20 protein-coding genes and 1 tRNA gene are annotated in these 20,953 nt (G+C 63.3%); 8 read left to right on the forward strand and 13 right to left on the reverse strand.

Annotation, left to right across the window (positions count from 1 at the left end; genetic code table 11):
• Positions 1–21: 21 nt before the first annotated feature.
• On the reverse strand, positions 22–1,590 hold the full coding sequence (locus C0Z16_RS04895; RefSeq protein ID WP_102631078.1) for a UbiD family decarboxylase: 1,569 nt from the start codon (positions 1,588–1,590) through the stop codon (positions 22–24).
• Positions 1,591–2,195: 605 nt separating this feature from the next.
• Between C0Z16_RS04895 and C0Z16_RS04900 the strand changes: the two genes are divergently transcribed.
• Positions 2,196–3,377, forward strand: coding sequence for a transglycosylase SLT domain-containing protein (locus C0Z16_RS04900; protein WP_102631079.1), 1,182 nt, complete (start codon positions 2,196–2,198; stop codon positions 3,375–3,377).
• A 167-nt stretch (positions 3,378–3,544) separates the two neighbouring features.
• Here C0Z16_RS04900 and C0Z16_RS04905 read toward each other — a convergent pair whose 3' ends face one another.
• The 8 genes from C0Z16_RS04905 to C0Z16_RS04940 form a co-directional block, all read right to left on the reverse strand.
• Positions 3,545–4,741: a pyridoxal phosphate-dependent aminotransferase gene (locus C0Z16_RS04905; protein WP_102631080.1), complete on the reverse strand. Its 1,197-nt coding sequence runs from the start codon at positions 4,739–4,741 to the stop codon at positions 3,545–3,547.
• Between the two features lie 130 nt (positions 4,742–4,871).
• On the reverse strand, positions 4,872–5,306 hold the full coding sequence (nusB, locus tag C0Z16_RS04910) for a transcription antitermination factor NusB (RefSeq protein ID WP_102631081.1): 435 nt from the start codon (positions 5,304–5,306) through the stop codon (positions 4,872–4,874).
• Positions 5,303–5,806 carry a 6,7-dimethyl-8-ribityllumazine synthase gene (ribH, locus tag C0Z16_RS04915; RefSeq protein ID WP_102631082.1) on the reverse strand — a complete coding sequence of 168 codons (504 nt, stop codon included), beginning with the start codon at positions 5,804–5,806 and terminating at the stop codon, positions 5,303–5,305. Before ribH ends, nusB begins: the two co-directional genes overlap by 4 nt.
• A gap of 49 nt (positions 5,807–5,855) precedes the next feature.
• Entirely contained in the window at positions 5,856–6,992 is a 1,137-nt protein-coding gene (gene ribBA / locus C0Z16_RS04920; RefSeq protein ID WP_102631083.1) for a bifunctional 3,4-dihydroxy-2-butanone-4-phosphate synthase/GTP cyclohydrolase II, read from the reverse strand.
• A gap of 207 nt (positions 6,993–7,199) precedes the next feature.
• Positions 7,200–7,814, reverse strand: coding sequence for a riboflavin synthase (locus tag C0Z16_RS04925; protein WP_102631084.1), 615 nt, complete (start codon positions 7,812–7,814; stop codon positions 7,200–7,202).
• Between the two features lie 21 nt (positions 7,815–7,835).
• Complete coding sequence (gene ribD / locus C0Z16_RS04930) at positions 7,836–8,987, reverse strand: bifunctional diaminohydroxyphosphoribosylaminopyrimidine deaminase/5-amino-6-(5-phosphoribosylamino)uracil reductase RibD (protein ID WP_102631085.1); 1,152 nt, start codon at positions 8,985–8,987, stop codon at positions 7,836–7,838.
• A 72-nt stretch (positions 8,988–9,059) separates the two neighbouring features.
• The gene (hemL, locus tag C0Z16_RS04935; RefSeq protein WP_102631086.1) at positions 9,060–10,343 is read right to left on the reverse strand and encodes a glutamate-1-semialdehyde 2,1-aminomutase; all 1,284 of its coding nucleotides are present in this window, start codon (positions 10,341–10,343) and stop codon (positions 9,060–9,062) included.
• Between the two features lie 137 nt (positions 10,344–10,480).
• Positions 10,481–11,047, reverse strand: coding sequence for a hypothetical protein (locus tag C0Z16_RS04940; RefSeq protein WP_102631087.1), 567 nt, complete (start codon positions 11,045–11,047; stop codon positions 10,481–10,483).
• Between the two features lie 253 nt (positions 11,048–11,300).
• On the opposite strand from C0Z16_RS04940, the gene C0Z16_RS04945 reads away from it, so the two are divergent.
• From C0Z16_RS04945 to C0Z16_RS04955, 3 genes are all read left to right on the forward strand, one after another.
• Entirely contained in the window at positions 11,301–12,521 is a 1,221-nt protein-coding gene (locus tag C0Z16_RS04945) for a Bcr/CflA family multidrug efflux MFS transporter (RefSeq protein WP_102631088.1), read from the forward strand.
• A gap of 229 nt (positions 12,522–12,750) precedes the next feature.
• Positions 12,751–12,981 carry a hypothetical protein gene (locus C0Z16_RS04950; RefSeq protein ID WP_102631089.1) on the forward strand — a complete coding sequence of 77 codons (231 nt, stop codon included), beginning with the start codon at positions 12,751–12,753 and terminating at the stop codon, positions 12,979–12,981.
• Between the two features lie 50 nt (positions 12,982–13,031).
• Entirely contained in the window at positions 13,032–13,436 is a 405-nt protein-coding gene (locus C0Z16_RS04955) for a RidA family protein (protein WP_102631090.1), read from the forward strand.
• A gap of 61 nt (positions 13,437–13,497) precedes the next feature.
• Here C0Z16_RS04955 and C0Z16_RS04960 read toward each other — a convergent pair.
• The 4 genes from C0Z16_RS04960 to rph all read right to left on the reverse strand — a co-directional run bounded on the left by C0Z16_RS04960 (position 13,498) and on the right by rph (position 16,249).
• Positions 13,498–13,587, reverse strand: a tRNA-Ser gene (locus C0Z16_RS04960).
• A 55-nt stretch (positions 13,588–13,642) separates the two neighbouring features.
• Positions 13,643–14,872 (reverse strand): radical SAM family heme chaperone HemW, encoded by a 1,230-nt coding sequence (gene hemW / locus C0Z16_RS04965; RefSeq protein WP_102631091.1) that lies wholly within the window; start codon positions 14,870–14,872, stop codon positions 13,643–13,645.
• Positions 14,869–15,516 carry an RdgB/HAM1 family non-canonical purine NTP pyrophosphatase gene (rdgB, locus tag C0Z16_RS04970; RefSeq protein ID WP_102631092.1) on the reverse strand — a complete coding sequence of 216 codons (648 nt, stop codon included), beginning with the start codon at positions 15,514–15,516 and terminating at the stop codon, positions 14,869–14,871. The genes hemW and rdgB overlap by 4 nt, the downstream gene beginning before the upstream one ends.
• Positions 15,509–16,249, reverse strand: a complete 741-nt coding sequence (gene rph / locus C0Z16_RS04975) for a ribonuclease PH (protein ID WP_102631093.1) — start codon at positions 16,247–16,249, stop codon at positions 15,509–15,511. The genes rdgB and rph overlap by 8 nt, the downstream gene beginning before the upstream one ends.
• Positions 16,250–16,468: 219 nt before the next feature.
• Between rph and C0Z16_RS04980 the strand changes: the two genes are divergently transcribed.
• From C0Z16_RS04980 to C0Z16_RS04995, 4 genes are all read left to right on the forward strand, one after another.
• On the forward strand, positions 16,469–17,392 hold the full coding sequence (locus C0Z16_RS04980; protein WP_102631094.1) for a YicC/YloC family endoribonuclease: 924 nt from the start codon (positions 16,469–16,471) through the stop codon (positions 17,390–17,392).
• Between the two features lie 17 nt (positions 17,393–17,409).
• A complete protein-coding gene (gene gmk, locus C0Z16_RS04985) occupies positions 17,410–18,093 on the forward strand; it encodes a guanylate kinase (protein ID WP_102631095.1) in 684 nt (227 codons plus the stop codon).
• 60 nt (positions 18,094–18,153) lie between these two features.
• The gene (gene rpoZ, locus C0Z16_RS04990) at positions 18,154–18,357 is read left to right on the forward strand and encodes a DNA-directed RNA polymerase subunit omega (RefSeq protein ID WP_006025620.1); all 204 of its coding nucleotides are present in this window, start codon (positions 18,154–18,156) and stop codon (positions 18,355–18,357) included.
• 183 nt (positions 18,358–18,540) lie between these two features.
• A complete protein-coding gene (locus C0Z16_RS04995; RefSeq protein ID WP_102631096.1) occupies positions 18,541–20,901 on the forward strand; it encodes a RelA/SpoT family protein in 2,361 nt (786 codons plus the stop codon).
• Positions 20,902–20,953 lie beyond the last annotated feature (52 nt).

The following is a 20,953-nucleotide window of genomic DNA, read 5'->3' on the forward strand; positions in this document are numbered from 1 at the left end:
CCGGTTATGCGGTCGGCGCGCTCACAGGCCCAGCTCGTTCCACAAACTGTCGATTCGCTGTTTCACTGCCGCGTCCATCTCGATTGGGCGACCCCATTCGCGATCGGTCTCGCCGGGCCATTTGTTGGTCGCGTCGAGCCCCATCTTCGAGCCCAGTCCCGCGACCGGCGAGGCGAAGTCGAGGTAGTCGATCGGCGTGCGGTCCACGAGCACCGTATCGCGCGTCGGGTCGACTCGCGTGGTAATCGCCCAGATCACTTCTTTCCAGTCGCGGATATTCACGTCCTCGTCCACCACGACGATGAACTTCGTATACATGAACTGCCGCAGGAAACTCCAGACGCCGAACATCACGCGCTTCGCGTGACCCGGATAGCTCTTCTTCATCTGTACGATGGCCATGCGGTAGCTGCAGCCTTCGGGCGGCAGATAGAAGTCGGTGATTTCGGCGAACTGCTTCTGCAGCAGCGGCACGAATACTTCGTTGAGCGCGACGCCGAGCACGGCCGGTTCGTCGGGCGGTTTGCCGGTGTACGTGGAGTGGTAGATCGCATCGCGGCGCATGGTGATGCGCTCGACTGTGAAGACGGGGAACCACTCCTGTTCGTTGTAGTAGCCGGTATGGTCGCCGTACGGGCCTTCGAGCGCGTGCTCGTAGGCAGCCGACGCACCCTTGGCGGGCCGCGGGGGAGCGCCCGCCGGAGCAGGCGCGGGTGCGCCTTCCTGCGGATAAATGAAGCCTTCGAGCACGATTTCCGCGCGCGCGGGCACCTGCAAGCCGTCGACGCCGGGCGTAAGGCATCTGGCGAGTTCCGTCCGGCCGCCGCGAAGCAAACCGGCGAACTGGTATTCCGAGAGCGTATCGGGCACCGGCGTGACCGCGCCGAGAATCGTTGCCGGATCCGCGCCCAACACAACGGCGACCGGATATGGCTGGCCCGGATTCTTTAGCGCGAACTCGCGGAAGTCGAGCGCGCCACCGCGGTGCGCGAGCCAACGCATGATCAACTTGTTTCGTCCAATCACTTGCTGGCGGTAAATGCCGAGGTTTTGTCGGCTCTTGTTCGGGCCTTTTGTGACGGTCAGGCCCCACGTGATCAGCGGGCCCGCGTCGCCCGGCCAGCAGGTCTGAATGGGCAGCTTTTCGAGGTCGACGTCATTGCCTTCCCAGACGATTTCCTGGCAGGGCGGCGCGCTCACAGTCTTGGGCGCCATGTCCCACACGGCCTTGGCGAGCGAGAAGAGCTTGCCCGCGTCCTTCAGGCCTTTTGGCGGCTCGGGCTCTTTCAATGCGGACAGCAGCCGGCCGACGTCGCGCAGCGACTCGAGCGCGGCGCCGTCGCCTTCCCCGGCCTGTGCGTCGATGCCCATGCCGAGCGCCACGCGGCGCGGCGTGCCGAACAGGTTGCCGAGAACAGGGAACGGATGCCGTTCCCTGTTCTCAAACAGCAAAGCCGGACCGCCGGCGCGCAGCACCCGGTCGCACACTTCGGTCATTTCCAGGATCGGCGAGACCTTTTGCGGGATACGGCGCAGCTCTCCGATCGTCTCGAGACGGCCGATGAAGTCACGCAAGTCTTTGTATTTCATCTGATGCGGGTTCAATGCCGGCGAGCGGCGGAAAGGGTGTGGCGCAACGGGGTTGGAGGCGCCAGAACGATTGTCGATTTTACCTGCGTTGGGTAGCGCACGTAGATCGGCCGAACGGCCCAGGACGGAAGGACGAGGTGAAATTGCCGAAGACGCGCTTGCCACGGTCTTTTGGACGGTCCAGACGCGGGTCTTTATTACAATTAGTTATACTTTTGCCTATTTATAGTGTTGACGATCTATAAAACCCTGCATAGAATCCGTCCACATTGGTTGCAGGGCGTGAACCTTTTTACCACTGCCCCCGGTCCCATCAGACGCAACGCGTCACCGTATACCGAAGCCTGCACGATATACGACGGTCTTATTGATGTCCTCGCCAGCGTTAACTGACGCTGGTTTTTCGCGTGGGAGCCACCGCCCGCATGTTTTCGACATGCCGCGGACTGCTTTTCAGGATGGCTCCCCACAAACGGTATTTGCCGTTTTCCCGACGTCGCTGCTGCCCTAACCAGACAGAGCGCGCGATGTCTTGACTCTGCGAACGTGTGTTACCGCCTGTTTGTCCGGCGGAGTTCGCGGATCATGCAACATGGGAGATCTGAATGAACGCCTGGTTATCGTGGCGTCCCGATGAACGTATCGCGCAAGTCGTGCGCGGTGCCGTGCGTCGCGGGACGCAAATGAGTCATCACCTGTTCAGCATTGTCGGCGGCATCGCCGTCGTGCTGGCAATCGCGCTGTGGCTGATGCCGACGTGGCGGGGCGCCCTCGCGGCCAAGCTGATGCCGGTCCTTTCCGCCGCCGTGCAAGCCGGCCCCGCGCGCCTGCTGCAAGGCAACCCGCTGCCGGCTTTCGGACCGCCGGGCCGTACTTCCCCGGACGAAACGCTGTCCTCCAATTCGAACCGCACAGACGCTCAGAGCCGCGCGAACAACGGCGCGACCGTCAGCAATACTAGCTACGACGGCGCGTTCGATGGCACCGGCTCGACTGGCATGGGCATCGCCGCGCTCAACGGTCTCGATCCGCGCACCATGCAAAGCGTTGCCGCGCTGGCCCGGCTGATCCCGGCGCAGCGCGTTACCGCCGACGCGCGCGACGATCGCGTGCTCGTTTCGTCGCGCGAGCAGAATCTGGTCGCGTCCTACCTGGCGCGCCGCTACCGCGTGGCGCAGGAGCCCGTCAGCGAACTCGTGAAAGCTGCTTTCGATACCGGCCGCGAAGTCGGTCTCGACCCGCTGCTGCTGCTGTCGGTGATGGCAATCGAATCCGGCTTTAACCCCTACGCCGAGAGCGGCGTGGGCGCCCAAGGGCTGATGCAGGTGATGTCCAAGGTGCATTCGGACAAGTTCCAGTATTTCGGCGGCGAGAGCGCGGCGCTCGAACCGGTCGCGAACATCAAGGTGGGCGCGCTGGTTCTGAAGGATTGCATCGCGCGCGGCGGTTCGCTGCCGGGCGGCTTGCGCCTGTATGTCGGCTCGACGTCGCCGGACGACGGCGGCTATGGCGCCAAGGTGATGGCCGAGCGTACCCGTCTGCGTGACGTGGCGCGTGGCCGCAAGGTGCCCATCAATGCACCGCAGGCCCCGGTTCTCACCGCATCGAACAATGCGTCTTCTTCGGCTTCGGCGAATGGCAACAACGGCAAGCGTGTGCAGGTGACGCTCGAAGGAAGCCATCCGTTGAGCGCGGCGGGGCAGGGCAAGACGCCGGTTTCGGAACAGGACGATGCCAGCGCCAATACTCCCAAACACGCGGCGTCGGCCTCGGAACTGGGCGCCTGAAGCGCTTCCTGCCCGACGTAATGCTGATGACTTGACGCGACAGCGGACGGCAACAAAAAAGGACACCTGGCGGGTGTCCTTTTTTGCGGCTGGTGCCGTATGTTAATGCAGCGGCCGAGAGGTCGGTGGGCGGAGGCGCCTGGCGGATGGCCCGCGCCTCGTGCACTTCACTGCCCGCTGAAAAGCCTGGCCAGGCGTTCGACCGCTTCTTCGAGCTTCGGATAGGCGGTCGCGTACGACAGCCGGATGTATTGCTTCGGCGCGTGAGTGCCGAAGTCCATGCCCGGTACGAGCACGACGCCCGCGTCATGCAACATCGCTTTCGTGAGAGCCGCGCTGTCGCCGGCAGCCGGATGGGCGACGGTGCGGCAGTCGGCATAGACGTAGAACGCGCCGTCTGGCGTGACGGGCACCGTAAAGCCCAACGATTCCAACGCCGGCGCGATGAAGTCCCGGCGACGCTTAAATTCAAGGCGACGTGCTTCGTACGTGGCGATTGTTTCCGGTTCGAAGCAGGCGAGCGCGGCATGTTGCGCGAGCGCCGACGCGCAGATGAACAGGTTCTGCGCCAGTTTCTCGAATGCGCCGACCATGCCGGGCGGCACCACGAGCCAGCCGAGCCGCCAACCGGTCATGTTGAAGTACTTCGAGAAACTGTTGACGGTGATCACGTCCTCGCCGTACGAGAGCGCCGACACGGGCTTCGCGTCGTAGCTCAAGCCCTGGTAGATTTCGTCGACGATCGTGAAGCCGCCACGCGCCCGCACCGCGTTGACAATGCGCTCGAGTTCCGCCGGCTCGATCGACGTGCCGGTCGGGTTGGACGGCGACGCGAGCAGCACGCCACGGGTGCGCTCGTTCCAGAGCCGTTCGACGTCCGCGGCGGTCAACTGGAAGCGTTCTGCGGGGCCGCTTGGGACCATAACCGGCCTGCCCTCGGCGGCGATGACGAAATGGCGGTTGCACGGATAGCACGGGTCGGGCATCAACACTTCGTCGTCGCGATCGACCAATGCCGCGCAGGCGAGCAGCAACGCCGCCGACGCGCCCGCGGTCACGACGATTCGCGCCGGATCCACCTTGACGCCGTACACATCCGCGTAATGCGCCGAAATCGCTTCGCGCAGTGCGTGCAGGCCGAGCGCGCTGGTGTATTGCGTGACGCCGCGTCGCAGCGCATTCCCGGCTGCCTCGATGACCGGTTCCGGCGCGGTGAAGTCGGGCTCGCCGATCCCCATGTGAATGATGTCGCGTCCGTCGCGCTCGAGGAGCGCGGCCTCCTTGGCCAGTTCCATCACGTAGAAAGGCTGGATGGAGTCGACGCGCGCGGCGAGCCGCATAAGAGGTTCGGTCACGGAGTTCATACGGTCATCAAATCCAGTTCAGAAGCAGGACGGCGCCTTGCGCGTTGATTCATGCGCAGAGCGGCGTCCTTAAAAGCGGTGCATCCTGTTGCGGCCAGCGTTGCACGTGCGCCTCGCAAGCGCTCGAGGCTTAGCGCTTGCGAGCCGCTTCCGTTTCAGCGACGCGCAGTTTTGCCGCCAGCTTGTCCAGCACGCCGTTCACATACTTGTAGCCGTCGGCGCCGCCGAAAGTCTTGGCGAGTTCGACCGCTTCGTTGATCACCACGCGATACGGAATATCGACGTGATTCTTCAGTTCAAACGCGGCGACCAGCAGCACCGCGCGTTCGACCGGCGAAAGCTGCTCGATCGGGCGGTCGAGGCACGGTGCGATATCGGCGGACAGCGCCTCCGAATCGCGGATCACGCCGTGCAGAATCGCGTCCAGATGCTCGAGGTCCGCTTTGTCAAAGCCTTGGGCGCCGCGCAGTTGTGCGTCGATCTCACTACCGGGCGAACCCGACAGCAGCCACTGATAAAGCCCCTGCGTGGCCAGTTCGCGGGAGCGTCGGCGTGCGCTCTTCATGCCTGTTCCTCTTCTTCATCTTCTTCTTCGTCGCCGCCGAGCTGTTCGAGCGCTACGGCGAGGTTCGCCATTTCGACCGCAACGCGCGCCGCGTCACGACCCTTTTCGGTCATGCGCGCCACAGCTTGCTCGTCGTTCTCAGTGGTCAGCACGGCGTTCGCAACGGGGATACCGAAGTCGAGGCCGATCCGCGTGATGCCCGCGCCGCTTTCGTTCGAGACCAGCTCGAAGTGGTATGTCTCGCCGCGAATTACCGCGCCGAGTGCGATCAGCGCGTCGAACTGCGCGCTTTCGGCGAGCTTCTGAAGCGCCAGCGGGATTTCCAGCGCGCCAGGGACGGTGACGAGCAGCACGTCTTCGCCCGTCACGCCGAGGCGTTCGAGTTCTTCGATGCACGAGTCCGCGAGGCCGTTGCAGACGGGCTCGTTAAAACGCGCCTGAACGATGCCGATGCGCAGTCCGTCGCCGTCGAGGTTCGGTTGGTATTGTCCGATTTCCATGTGAATTCCGTAGTGTTTTGAGTGAGCGCGAGGCGCGTGAATGGTCGGATCAGCCTTGTTGCGGAGCCTGCGCGGCGCTGCCCGGCATGGGTATGAAGCCCGTGACTTCGAGACCGTAGCCCGACATGCTGCCAAGTTTGCGCGGGTTCGACAGCACCTGCATTTTGCCGACGCCGAGCTCCCGCAGAATCTGCGCGCCAATGCCGTAGGTCTTGAAGTCGACGGGCCGGCGCTTGAGCGCTTCCGCTCTTTCCTTCGAGTCGAACGCCTTGAAAACGTCGATCAGATGCTCTTTGGAGTCGCCGCAATTGAGCAGCACGACCACGCCGAGTTCGCGTGACGCGATCTCTTTGATGGCTGCGTCGAGCGTCCATGAATGAGTGGATTCGCCGACTTCGAGCAAATCCAGCACCGACAGCGGCTCGTGCACGCGCACGGGCGTGTCCTGGTCAGGGCTCGGCGTACCGCGCACCAAGGCGATGTGCGGCTGACCGCTCGGCTGGTCCAGGTACATGACCGCGCGGAACGCGCCGTGCGCCGTCTGCATGGTGCGCTCGCAAATGCGCTCGACGATCGATTCCGTGCGGCTGCGATAGTGGATCAGGTCCGCGATCGTGCCGATCTTCAGGCCGTGCTCTTTTGCGAACTCCATCAGGTCGGGCAGGCGCGCCATGGTGCCGTCGTCGTTGATGACTTCGCAGATGACCGCGGCCGGCGTGAGTCCTGCCAGCGCGGTGAAGTCGCAGCCGGCTTCCGTGTGGCCGGCGCGCACCAGCACGCCGCCCGGCTGCGCCATGATCGGAAACACGTGGCCCGGCTGCACGATGTGCTCGGCCTTCGCGTCGGGCGCGACCGCCGCGGCGATCGTGCGGGCGCGGTCGGCGGCCGAAATGCCGGTGGTCACGCCCTCCGCCGCTTCAATGCTGACGGTGAACGCGGTTCCATACTGGGTGCCGTTGCGGTACGTCATGAGCGGCAGGTTGAGCAGCTTGCAGCGCTCCTGCGTCAGCGTGAGGCAAACCAGGCCGCGGCCATAGCGGGCCATAAAATTGATCGCTTCCGGCGTAACGAATTCGGCGGCGATCACGAGGTCGCCCTCGTTTTCGCGGTCTTCTTCGTCGACGAGAATCACCATCCGGCCGGCTTTGAGTTCGGCGATGATCTCTGGAGTGGAGGCGAGCGTCATGTTGGCGAGATTTTCGGGAAAGCGCGTATTTTACGCCACGCGCGGTCCCAAGTCGCCTCTGCCGGATGGCATAGGCCGTTTGGCCGACTGGCGATGAGCCGTCCGCCGTTGCTATGCTCGGGAAAACGATAGACGCATGAACCGGCTGAAGGCGGCAAGGCGCCGCCGCCAGCCCATGGGTGGCCGGCCAGCGCCCGTTGTTGGCTGTTACTTCGGCGCGTTCAGCATGCGCTCGACGTATCGCGCAATGAGATCAATTTCCAGGTTTACCGGCGTGCCTTCACGCAGATGCTTGAGCGCGGTCACTTCGACCGTGTGTGGAATCAGATTGATCGAGAACTCGCAGCCGTCGTCACGATCTTTAACCGAGTTGACGGTCAGACTCACGCCGTTGACAGTGATAGAACCTTTGTACGCCAGATAGCGGCCGATCTCGCGCGGCGCCAGCACGCGCAGTTCGTGCGATTCGCCGACCGGCGCGAAATGGCTGACCGTGCCTAAGCCGTCCACGTGACCGGAGACGATATGGCCGCCCAGCCGGTCGTGCGCGCGCAGAGCCTTCTCCAGGTTGACTTCGCCCACTTCGCCGAGACCCGCCGTACAGTTCAGGCTTTCGCGTGATACGTCGACTTCGAACGAATGGTCGGTCTTCGCGACCACGGTCATGCAGGCGCCCTGAATGGTAATGCTGTCGCCGAGTTCGACGTCGGCGAGATCGAGGCCGCCGGCTTCTACGTTCAGGCGCACGCCCGCGTCGCCGTTCGTGCCGAGAGGCTTGACTGACTCGATGCGGCCCACAGCCGCTACGATTCCTGTGAACATCGTGCTAATCCTTGATCAAAGCTAAACGGGTTGGGCCGTGGCATCTGTGCCGCCTGCTGCAGTGCCGGCCGGCAGCAGGCGCGCGAGAATCCGCAAATCTTCGCCGATCCGTTCGACGTTGTGAAAAGTCAGTTTGACGCAGCCATCCAGAGTTTCGGGCGCGCCCAGATTGAACATGCTCATCGAGTCGATGCCGAGCAGGCTAGGCGCGACATAAACGAGCAGTTCGTCCGCACAGCCTTCGCGCAGCAGCGAGCCGTTCAGCTTGTAGCCGGCCTCGACATGCAGTTCGTTCACCTGGCGCTCGCCGAGCACTTTCAGCATCGCCGGAAGATCCACCTTGCCGGCCGCGTTCGGCAGTTGCACGATCTCGGCGCCGCGTTCGCGCAGCGCCTGTGCACGGTCGCTATGCCGTTGCTCGAGATTGCCGCAGAAAATCAGTGTGGGCGCGCCGGCCAGGATCTGCGCCTGCGGTGACACCTCAAGCTGGCTGTCGATCAGCACGCGTTGTGGCTGGCGCGGCGTGTCGACGGCGCGCACTGTCATGCGCGGATCGTCTTCCCTGACGGTGCCGATGCCCGTCAGAATCGCCGACGCGCGGGCGCGCCAGGCATGGCCGTCGGCGCGCGCGGCCTCGCCGGTGATCCACTGGCTGATACCCGAGGGCAAGCCAGTGCGGCCGTCGAGGGAGGCCGCCACTTTCATGCGCACCCACGGCCGGCCGCGCGTCATGCGCGACACGAAGCCGATGTTCAGCTCGTGCGCTTCGTTAGCGAGCAGGCCGCAGCGCACTTCGATGCCGGCGTCGCGCAGCACCGCGAGACCGCGTCCGGACACTTGCGGATTCGGGTCTTCCATTGCAGCGACCACGCGCGCGACTTGTGCTTCGATCAGCGCGTTCGAGCACGGCGGTGTGCGGCCGAAGTGGCTGCACGGTTCGAGCGTCACGTAAGCGGTGGCCCCGCGCAGATCATGCCCACGCGAGCGAGCGTCTTTCATCGCGCGGATTTCGGCATGGTCCTGACCGGCCGGTTGCGTAAAGCCTTCACCGATCACTTCGCCGTTTTTGACGAGTACGCAACCCACGCGCGGATTCGGGTCGGTCGTGTACATGCCGCGCTTGGCCAGTGCAAGCGCGCGTTCCATATGGACGAAGTCGGTTTGCGAAAACATCGGTGTCCGGTCGGGTGCGGTGGCTGGGCGGTTGCGGGTTTCGGTTAGCGCGTTCGTTCCGTGTCGCCGGCGTCAGGCCGCAAGCGACGCGAATGCGCCACGGGCGGCGTCGATCGTCGCGTCGACGATGGCGTCGTCGTGAGCAATCGAAACGAAGCCCGCCTCGTATGCCGACGGCGCGAAGTAGACGCCCGCGTCGAGCATCTGGTGAAAAAACGCGTTAAAGCGCGGCACCTCGCTTTTCGTGACTTCGGCAAAGCTCGTCGGAATCGACTCGGTGAAGTACAGGCCGAACATGCCGCCGAGCGAATCGGCCGCGAACGGCACATTAGCTTCGCGAGCGACAAGAGCGAGCCCTTGGACGAGACGTTTGGTGCGCGCGGCGAGCGTGTCGTAGAAGCCCGGCGCCTGGATCAGTTGCAGCGTTTTCAGTCCTGCGGCAACCGCGATCGGATTACCGGAGAGCGTGCCCGCCTGGTACACGCCGCCAAGCGGCGCCAGGTGAGCCATGATGTCGCGCCGTCCGCCAAAAGCCGCCGCCGGCATGCCGCCGCCGATCACCTTGCCGAGGCAGGTCAGATCCGGCGTGATGCCGTAGACCTCCTGCGCGCCGCCTAGCGCGACGCGGAAGCCGCACATCACTTCGTCGAAGATCAGCACGGAGCCGTATTCGGTGCACAGGCGCCGCAATGCTTGCAGGAAGTCCGGCGTGGCGCGCACGAGGTTCATGTTGCCTGCGACCGGCTCGACGATCACCGACGCGATTTCGTTGCCGAACGCTTTGAACGCTTCTTCGAGTGCCGCGACGTTGTTGTATTCCAGAACCGTGGTGTGCCTGGCGATGTCGACCGGCACGCCCGCCGACGTCGGATTGCCGAAAGTCAGCAAGCCAGAGCCGGCTTTCACCAGCAGGCTGTCTGCGTGGCCGTGATAGCAGCCTTCAAATTTGACGATGCGGCTGCGGTTCGTGAAGCCACGGGCGAGACGCAGCGCGCTCATGGTCGCTTCAGTGCCGCTCGATACCATGCGCACCTGTTCGATGGACGGCACCAGCTTGCAGATTTCCTCGGCGATTTCGATTTCCGACTCGGTCGGTGCGCCGAACGAGAAACCGTTGGCCAGCACGCGCTGCACCGCTTCGAGCACTTCCGGGTGCACGTGGCCGAGGATCATGGGTCCCCAGGAGCCGATGTAGTCGATATAGCGCTGGCCGTCGGCGTCCCAGAAGTAGGGGCCTTGCGCGCGTTCAATGAAACGCGGCGTGCCGCCGACCGAACGGAACGCACGGACCGGCGAATTAACGCCGCCTGGAATGGTGCGTTGCGCGCGATCGAAAAGGGTCTGGTTTTTGGACATGGCGATGACTGGAATGGGGTTGCGCAGCGGCGCGAGTCGCCTGCGGACGGTTCGCGCGGCGCCGGGGTAGGTGAGGGAAATTGTACCGGAGTCGGTGAGACCAGGTCTTGCGCACGGGCCGGACCTCCAACGCATTGTCAGCGCGGTGGCGGGCGCTTCCTGGCGGAGGTCTTTGCCGGCGGGCTGTTTATGAGTGTTGCCGCCGCATGCGCCGTCGCTTTGCTCGAGCGCGCCGGTCCCGCCGGCGCGTCGAGTTCGGGTGGCTTGCGTTTGCCCGTGAGTTCGGCCCAGCGCTTTTCAAGCGCGCCTTCCGCAATCGGCTTGATCACCGTGCCGGAACTCTGCGCATCCCAGGTCTGCACCGAGAATGGATGCATGCGCAACATGTCCCGCGGAATCACCACGGCGTCATGAGCGTCGACGAGCCAGTCGTAGACGAAGTCGATGCACAGGCGGTAGCCTCGCTTCGTGGCCGGATCGGGGACTTCGTAGGGCGCGCGAGTCACATAGCCTGAGCCGAAAATGCCTTTTGGTTCCATGGCGACGCGATGCAGGAATACGCGATCGCCGGGCAGGATGCCGCGTGCGAATCCGCAGCCCCAGACATCGGCTACCGCGACGCCCGCCGCAATGCGTTTGGCCACGTCGGGCAGTTCGGGCCACGGCCATTTCTTGGGGCTCCAGATCAGCAGGAAGGCAGTCATCGCAGCGTTGCACACAAATAATGGAGAAGCGCGCCGCGGATATGTCCGCGTCACGCCGAATCGTTCACGCGGCAGCTTAACCGATCGCCGGCGCGCTGGCCGCAAGTCTTGAGCGGTCGCACGCGCCTGCCGCTGCCGCGTTTGTCGAGCGCGGCAAACGCGTTAACCGTCGCGTACAATCGATGCGGTCATTTGACCTTTTTCGTGTCACCGTGCGCCGCTTCGTGAACCCGCGCGCTTCACCTGGATTCCCATGTCTCATGTCACCGGACGCCGGCCAGATGGCCGGCTGATTCTGTTGCTCGGTGCGCTTGCCGCATGCGGGCCGATTTCCATCGACATGTATCTGCCGAGCTTGCCGACCATCGCGCAGGCATTCGGGATCGGCACAGGCGCGGCTCAAACGACGCTCACCAGCTTCATGTTCGGCTTTTCGATCGGCATGCTGGTCTATGGGCCCCTCTCGGACACCTATGGCCGCCGGCCGGTGCTGCTTGGCGGCATCATCATGTATGCGCTGGCGAGCATTGCGTGCACGCTGTCGTTTTCAATTGGAGCGCTGGTCACGTTCCGCTTCGTGCAGGCGCTCGGCGCGGGCGCGGCCTCGGTGCTCGCCCGCGCCATTGCGCGCGACGCGCATGGGCCGACCGATGCTGCACGCGTACTGTCGATGCTCGCCATCGTCACGTCGATCGGGCCATTACTTGCGCCGCTGATCGGTGGACAGTTGCTGCTGCTCGGCGGCTGGCGCGTCGTATTCATCGCGCTGACGCTGTTCGGCACCGTGTGCGCGATAACCGCGTTTCTCAAGGTGCCGGAAACCTGGCCGCGCGAGAAGCGTGCGCACTCGGCGCTGCTGAAATCGTTCGCCGCCTACGGTCGATTGCTGCGCGACCCGGTGGCGTGGGGGCATATGCTGTGCGGCGGTATGGCGTTCGCGTCGATGTTCGCATACATCACGGCGACGCCGTTCGTCTACATCGAGCATTTTCATGTGTCGGCGCAGCACTATGGCTTTCTGTTCGCGCTGAATATCGTCGGCATCATGTTCGGCAACTTCATGAACACGCGGCTCGTCGGCCAACTCGGGTCCTTGCCGATCATTTCTTTCGCGGCGAGCGTGAGCTGCATTGCTTCGCTGTTCGTCTGCGTCGTTTCCCTGACCGGTTGGGGCGGCTTGTGGTCGATCGTATTCGGTTTGTTCTTCGTCGTCGGCGTGGTGGGTTTGCTGTCCGCCAATTGCACGACCGATCTGATGCATCGCTATCCGATGAATGCGGGAGCGGCGGCCGCCCTGTTCGGCGCGATGCAGCTGGCGCTCGGCGCGTTGTCGAGCCTCGCGGTCGGACTGTGGCAGGACGGCTCGCCGAAGGGCATGGGCATTGTGGTGGGCGTGGCGGGATCGCTGTGCTACGTCGGCCGGATTCTGGTCGTCAGATGGCATGGAATGAAGGCGCCTGTCGCCGCTGTTTAGAACGGCGCAATGAAGACCGCGATGAACAAGACCTAATAAAGACACGCAATGAAGAAGACGCCATAAAGACAGCGCGATGAGCCCGATGCCAGCTAGCCCGTCCGGCCCCTTTGCGCACCCACGGTGCACGAGGCGCTTCTAGCGGAAAACACCAGGTGTTGCGCGCACGCGACCTTGCATTTGGATTTGCATTGCTATGATGGGATCACTGTTCCTCGGAGCGGCAATCATGGCGATCAGAGATTTGATGAACGGCGAACGGCAACATGCTGCTTTCGCCGAAGCGCAGAAGCTGGCCGACAGCGGCGCCTATCACGATTACACCGACATCGAATACGTTTTGCGCTTTGATTTCGGCTTGACCGATGTATCGGCGCTGCTCGACAGCCAGTTGATGCATCGCGACCTGAACCGGCGTTGCGCCGACGCGCGCGAGAAGCTCGACGCGCTCAGCGTGTGACGCAGGCAGCCGCGTGCCGGCGGGGCGTCATTCATTCTGGAGTGGTATTCATGGCTGCCAGCCGGCACGATGCGTATTTGCCGCATACCGACAATCCCACCACGCTTGCCAAGCCTGGTGGCCACTACAGTCACGTGGCGGTTGCGAACGGCTTTGTTTTCGTGTCGGGGCAACTGCCGATCGACGCGCGAGGCGAGAAGCTATCCGGCGCTTCTTTCGAGGCGCAAGCCGAGCAGGTACTGGCGAATGTGCAAGCGGCCCTCGAGTGCGTGGGCAGCAGCGTTGCGCAACTCGTGCAGGTGCGCGTTTATATCGTCGATATCGAGCACTGGGCGAGCTTCAATCAGATCTACGCGCGTTGGGCAGGTGAGGCGCGGCCGGCGCGTGCTGTTGTGCCAGTTCCGCAGTTGCATTACGGGTTCGAGATTGAGGTTGAGGCGACGGCGGTGGTGTAGCGGGGGTGATGACGACAAACAACAAACGGGCCTCGCGGCCCGTGTCTTCGTAGAGATGATTTGGCGGAGGCGGTGAGATTCGAACTCACGGAAGGATCACTCCTTCGCCGGTTTTCAAGACCGGTGCCTTAAACCACTCGGCCACACCTCCAAGCCGCAAATTGTAACCTGAAAAAACTTCTCTGCGGCGCTCTCTATGTCTGCATTCACTGCGGGTCTTTCAGAAACAACGCCTGCAGATCGTTCAGGAACGCTTGCCCAAGCTGCGTCGGTGCAATTTTCTGGTGGTCGCGCGTAATCAGCTTGCGGCGCTCGGCTTCCTGCAAAGCCGGCTCGATTGAGGTCATCGACAGACCCGTGCGTTCGATAAACCGATGCACCGGAAACCCTTCCACGAGCCGCAGCGCATTCAGCATGAACTCGAACGGCAGATCGCGCGGCCCGACTTCATGTTCTTCCTGCACCGCCGTGCCCGCTTTCGCCTGTTCGATGAACGTGGCCGGATGCTTATAGCGCGCCTGACGCAACACGCGGTTCGGAAACGACAGCTTCGTATGCGCGCCGGCGCCAATGCCGAGATAGTCGCCAAAGCGCCAGTAGTTCAGATTGTGCTTGCTCTGCCGATGCGGCTTCGCATACGCCGAGACTTCATAGTGCTCATATCCCGCGGCCGCCGTGCGTTCATGGATCCAGTCGTGCATGTCGGCGGAGGCGTCGTCGTCAGGCAGCGCGGGGGGAAACTTCGCGAACAGCGTGTTCGGTTCAAGCGTCAGGTGATACAGCGAAAGATGCGGCGGCGCGAACGACAACGCGGTCTCGATATCAGCCTGGCATTCGGCGAGCGTCTGCTGCGGAAGCGCGAACATCAGGTCGAGATTGAAATTGTCGAAGGTGCTGGCGGCCACTTCCACCGCATGGCGCGCTTGCGTCGAATCGTGAATCCGGCCGAGCGCCTTCAGATGCGCCTCATTGAAACTCTGGATGCCCACCGACAACCGGTTCACGCCGCTCGCGCGAAACTGCGCGAATTTCGCCGCTTCGAACGTGCCGGGATTGGCTTCGAGCGTGATCTCCGCGTCGGCGTCGAGCGGCAGTAGCGCGCGCACGTCCGACAGCATGCGGTCGAGTCCCGCTGCCGACAGCAAGCTCGGCGTGCCTCCGCCGATGAACACCGTATGCACCTGCCGACCCCAGACAAGCGGCAGCGCCATCTCGAGATCGGCGCGTAGCGCGTCGAGATATTCGTTCTCGGGGAACGTGTCGCCCTTCCACTCATGCGAGTTGAAATCGCAGTACGGACACTTGCGCACGCACCACGGAAAATGCACGTACAAGGACAGCGGCGGCAGCGACGTCAGACGGATGCCGCCTGGCGACGTGAATGCCTTGATGACGCCGTTGCCGACATCGGCGGGCGTCGGCTTGATCGGAATCATGCTTCCTCCGTCAGGCGCGCGAGCAGTTGGCGCAACGCAATCGCGCGATGGCTGCTGGCGTTTTTCACCGCCGGTTCCAGTTCCGCGGCGCTCGCGTTCAGCGACGGCAAGAAGAAGTAGGGATCGTAGCCGAAACCATGCGAGCCGCGCGGCGCATCGAGGATCTCGCCATGCCAGCGGCCTTCGGCGATCAGCGGCTCGGGATCGTCCGCGTGACGCACCAGTGCGAGCACGCAGTAATAGTACGCGCGGCGATCGCTTTCGCCTTGCAATGCGGACACCAGCCGCGCGTTGTTCGCCGCGTCGCTCTTTTCGCCGCCGGCGAGCTGCGCGTAGCGCGCCGAATAAACGCCCGGTGCGCCGCGCAACACGCGCACGCAGAGGCCGGAGTCGTCGGCGAGGGCGGGCAGGCCGGTGAGCTTCGCAGCATGACGCGCCTTCGTCAGCGCGTTTTCGACGAACGTGGGATGCGGCTCTTCCGCTTCGGGCACGCCAAGGTCGCCTTGCGCAATCAGCTCGATGCCGGCCGCGCCGACGAGCGCCGCGAACTCGCGCAGCTTGCCCGCGTTGTTCGACGCGAGCACGACCTTGTTCAATGGCGATGCCGATCGAGCGGCGCCATTGCCTTCACGAACTTCACTCACCTCGGAACTCCAGCGCTTCTTTCTGTTTCGCGATCAATGTGGCGATGCCGTCGCTCGCGAGATCCATCAGCGCGTTCATTTCGTCGCGCGAGAAAGGCACGCCCTCGGCGGTGCCCTGAATTTCGACGAAACCGCCCGCGCCCGTCATCACCACGTTCATGTCGGTGTCGCATTGCGAATCTTCGTCGTAGTCGAGGTCGAGCACAGGCACGCCGTCGTACGCGCCGACCGAAATCGCCGCGACGTAATCACTGATGGGCGAGCTTTCGATGCGGCCCGCGGCCAGCAGCTTGCTGATTGCGTCATGCGCGGCGACGAAGGCGCCAGTGATGCTCGCCGTGCGCGTGCCGCCGTCGGCCTGGATCACGTCGCAATCGATATGCAGCGTGCGCGCGCCGAGCTTCTCGAGATCGAACACGGAACGCAGCGCACGGCCAATCAGCCGCTGGATTTCCTGTGTGCGCCCGGTCTGTTTGCCGCGCGCCGCTTCACGGTCGCTGCGCGTATGCGTGGCCCTCGGCAGCATGCCGTATTCGGCGGTGAGCCAGCCCTGGCCGCGATCGCGAAGGAACGACGGCACGCTCTCGGCAATGCTCGCCGTGCAGATCACTTTCGTGTCGCCGAATGCGACCAGCACCGAGCCCTCCGCGTGCTTCGTGTAGTGGCGCGTGATGCGCACGTCGCGCAGCTGATTGGCCAGGCGGCCGCTGGGGCGTTGAGTGATGTCGGTCATGTTCGATTCGGTAGGAGGAAAGCAGCAGGGAAAGCGAGATTTTACAGCCGATCGGGGCGGCCATGCGCAGGGCGGCTGGCCGCGTCGGCCGCGGCTCTCCAAGGGGTCTCATCGCCAAAAATGGGATAATGCCGATTCTCCGCCTCGCGTCTCGTACACGCCGGGCGATTCGACTCTTCGGCCAGCGTCTCACGCATGGCCACAATCACGAGACATACGATGATCTACAGCATGACTGGCTATGCGAGCGCGACACGCGAACTCGTCGCGGCGTCGGGCACGGGCGGCGTCAGCGTGTCGGTCGAACTGCGCACAGTGAACTCGCGCTTTCTCGACCTCAACTTCCGTATGCCGGAAGACGTGCGCGTCTGCGAACCCACGCTGCGCGAAATGCTGATGAACAAGCTGTCGCGCGGCAAGGTGGATATCCGTATCAATCTGCAGCGCAGCGAACAGACGGCGAATGCCGGTTCGGTCAATCGTGACGCGTTGACGCAACTGGCGTTGCTCGAACGCACGGTGCTCGCGACATTCCCGGAAGCGGGCCGTCTGCGTGCCGGCGAAATTCTGCGCTGGCCGGGCGTGCTCGCCGAGACAGGCGTGGCGCCGGAGGTACTGCGCGACGCGGTGCTCGCATGCGGCAAGCAGGCCATTACGGATCTGATCGACGTGCGTGCCCGCGAAGGCGCGCAACTCGCGACGATGCTGCTCGCCAACGTCACGGAGATGGAAGCGATCGTCACGAAGATCACGCCGCTCGTGCCGGAGTTGATCACGAAGCATCAGCAGAAGATCGTCGAACGCCTGCAGGAAGCGCTCGGCATTGCCGCGCCCGATACGGCCGCGACCATCGTGTCGCGCGAAGAGATCAACGAGCGGATTCGCCAGGAAGTGACGATGTACGGCATCCGTATCGACATCGCGGAAGAACTGTCGCGCCTTACTGCTCACCTGAACGAAACGCGTCACGTGATCGAGAAGGGCGGCAAGGTTGGCAAGCGGCTCGACTTCATGATGCAGGAACTCAATCGCGAAGCGAACACGCTCGGCTCGAAGGCGGCCGCGAAGGAACTGGCGGATTCGTCGATGACCCTGAAGCTGCTCATCGAACAGATGCGCGAGCAGGTACAGAATCTGGAATAAGGCTGGAGCATCACAACATGACCGATCATCACACACGCGAAAGCGGCGCACCGCGCAACCCGTATGCCGGCGCCTATCCCGGCAACCTGTTCATGGTCGTCGCGCCTTCGGGCGCGGGCAAGTCGACGCTCGTGAACGCGCTGCTCGCCGGCGACGACGCCATCCGTCTGTCGATCTCGTACACGACGCGCCCGCCGCGTCCGCAGGAGCAGGACGGCGAGCACTACCACTTCACGACCGTCGACGATTTCATGAAGCGTCACGACTCCGGCGAGTTTCTGGAAAGCGCGGAAGTGCACGGCAACTACTACGGCACGTCGCGCGTGTGGATCGAGGAGCAGATGAAAAGCGGCCATGACGTGCTGCTCGAAATCGACTGGCAGGGCGCTCAACAGGTGAAGAAGCAGTTTCACAACGCGGTCGAAATTTTCATTTTGCCGCCGTCGCTCGAAGCGCTCGAAGAGCGTCTGAAAAAGCGCGGCCAGGACGAGCCGAATGTGATCACGCGACGGCTACTCGCCGCAGGCAGCGAGATGGCGCACGCGGCCGAAGCGGAGTATGTGGTGATCAACGAGAAGTTCGATCGCGCGCTCGGCGAACTGCAGTGTCTCGTGGCCGCGACGCGTTCGCGCTTCGCCTCGCAATACGCGCGTCATACGAAGCTTTTCGTGCAGCTCGGCATTCACCTTCCGCACCCCTGAACGCGGTGGCGATTCGAGCACATAAGGTAGAATAAGCAACATACTGAGAAGGAACCCAACATGGCCCGCATTACCGTCGAAGACTGCCTCAAACAGATCCCGAACCGTTTCGAACTCGCGCTTGCCGCGACCTATCGCGCGCGTCAGCTCGCTCAAGGTCACACGCCGAAGATCGAAAGCCGCGACAAGCCCACGGTCGTCGCGCTGCGCGAAATCGCGGCCGGTCAGGTCGGCGTCGAAATGCTGAAGAAGGTGCCAGTTTAAGGCGCGCTGTTTCCGTTTTCGATTGGCAAGTATTTGCTACACCGATTTGCTACACCGCTTGCTACACCGCTTGCTACACCGCTTGCTACACCGCTTGCTACACGTTTGCCACAGCTTTTTTGCCATACCTGATTGCATCAACGCGCAGACCGGCGTCAACCCTGAACCGCTACGGAGGCGAACATGAGTACCACCCCGCCCACCGCTACGGAAGCGGAGCATGACGCCGACTCGCCCTCATCTGCACGCAAGTACATCGACGCGGTCCTCGAACAGTCGTTTCGCCATCTGTTCGGGCCGACCGCCACGCCCGAGCAACCGCGCCGGCATGACGTCGTCTCCATTGCCAGGCTGACGTCCGCCTTGTCCGGCTATCTGCAGCCGGAAGAGATCAAGGAAGTCAAGGCGGCCTTCCATTTCAGCGACGAAGCCCACCTCGGCCAGTATCGCCAGAGCGGCGAGCCCTACATCACGCATCCGGTTGCCGTCGCGGAAATCTGCGCCGGCTGGAATCTCGACGGCCAGGCGATCATGGCGGCTCTGCTGCATGACGTAATGGAAGACCAGGGCGTGACCAAGGCCGAGCTCGCCGAGCGATTCGGCGCGAAGGTCGCGGAACTGGTCGACGGTTTGTCGAAACTGGACAAAATGGAGTTCCGCAATCGCGAGGAAGCGCAAGCGGAAAACTTCCGCAAGATGCTGCTGGCCATGGCGCGCGACGTCCGCGTGATTCTGGTGAAGCTCGCCGACCGGCTGCACAACATGCGCACGCTCGGCGCCGTGCCGCACGAAAAGCGCCGTCGCGTGGCGCGCGAAACGCTGGACATCTACGCGCCCATCGCGCACCGGCTCGGATTGAACAATACGTATCGCGAGCTGCAGGACCTGAGCTTCGCGAACTTCAATCCGCATCGGTACGCCACGCTCGAAAAAGCCGTTAAGGCCGCGCGCGGCAACCGGCGCGAAGTAGTCGGCAAGATTCTCGAAGCGGTGCAGCGCGCAATCGCCGACGCGAAGATCGACGCCGAAGTCACCGGCCGCGAGAAAACTATCTTCAGCATCTACAAGAAGATGCGCGACAAGCAGTTGTCGTTCTCGCAGGTGCTCGACGTGTACGGTTTCCGTGTGGTGGTCGACAGCGCGCTGGAGTGCTACACGTGCATCGGCGCATTGCATGCTCTGTACAAGCCCGTGCCGGGCAAGTTCAAGGACTACATCGCGATCCCTAAGGTGAACGGCTATCAGTCGTTGCATACCACGCTCGTCGGTCCGTTTGGCGCGCCGATCGAGTTTCAGGTGCGCACGCGCAAGATGCACGAAATCGCTGAAGCGGGCGTGGCCGCGCACTGGCTGTACAAGAACGGCAGCGCGGACCTGAACGATGTGCAAAAGCGCGCGCATCAGTGGCTGAAGTCGCTGCTCGACATTCAGAGCGAAGCAGGCGACTCGAGCGAATTCCTCGAGCACGTGAAGATCGATCTGTTCCCGGATGCGGTCTACGTATTCACGCCGAAGTCGAAGATCATGGCGTTGCCGCGCGGCGCCACGGCGCTCGACTTCGCGTATTCGATCCACAGCGACCTGGGCAACCAGTGCGTCGCGGTGAAGATCAACAACGAACTGCTGCCGCTGCGCACCGAGCTGAAGAGCGGTGACATTGTCGAAGTGATTACGGCGCCGTATTCGAAGCCGAACCCGGCGTGGCTCGGTTTCGTCCGCACAGGCAAGGCGCGTTCCGCGATCCGCCATTATCTGAAGACCATGCGGCTGAACGAGTCCGTGCAACTCGGCGAGCGTCTTGTCGATCAGGCGTTGAAAGGCTACGGTCTGGCGCTGTCGGACGTGACCCCGGAAGCGTGGGAAAAGCTCGTGCAATGGACGGGCAACAAGAACGGCCAGGAAATCTTCGCGGACATCGGTCTCGGCCGGCGTGTCGCGGCGGTCATGGCCAAGCGCATCGAAGTGCTGATGAGCGGCCGCGACGCCGACGATGACGGCTCGCGCTCAGAATCCGGCTCGGCGCCTCATGCGCCGCCGGTGGTCATCACCGGCACCGAGGGCATGTCGGTGCAATTGTCCGCGTGCTGCCGTCCGATTCCGGGCGACGACATCATGGGCTATATCGGCATCGGCCTCGGCATGGCCATTCACACCACCGACTGCCGCGTCGCCCAGCGCATCCACCGGCGCGATCCGGGCCGCTGGATCGACGTGGCGTGGGCGCCGCAACCAGGGCGTCTGTTCGACGTCGCGGTCAAGGTGCTGGTCAAGAACAACAAGGGCGTGTTTGCCCGCGTGGCTGCGGACATTACCTCGGCGGATGCGAACATCGTGCATATTGCGATGGACGAGGACTTGTCGCAGGAATCCACGGTACTGCGCTTCGTGATCCAGGTCAGTGACCGCGTCCATCTGGCCAACGTCATGCGCCGCGTGCGCACGAACCTCGACGTGATGCGCATCGCGCGTGAACGACCGAGCGACGACGGCCATCACCGGCACGACGGCGGCATGCGAATCGACCGCGAGCGGGCCGACTACTGAGCTTCTGAGCTTCGGCGCTCGCTTTCCAAAACGTCGTTTGTTCTGTTGGAAC

The sequence above is a fragment of the Paraburkholderia rhynchosiae genome (genome assembly GCF_002879865.1).
Classification (GTDB): domain Bacteria; phylum Pseudomonadota; class Gammaproteobacteria; order Burkholderiales; family Burkholderiaceae; genus Paraburkholderia; species Paraburkholderia rhynchosiae.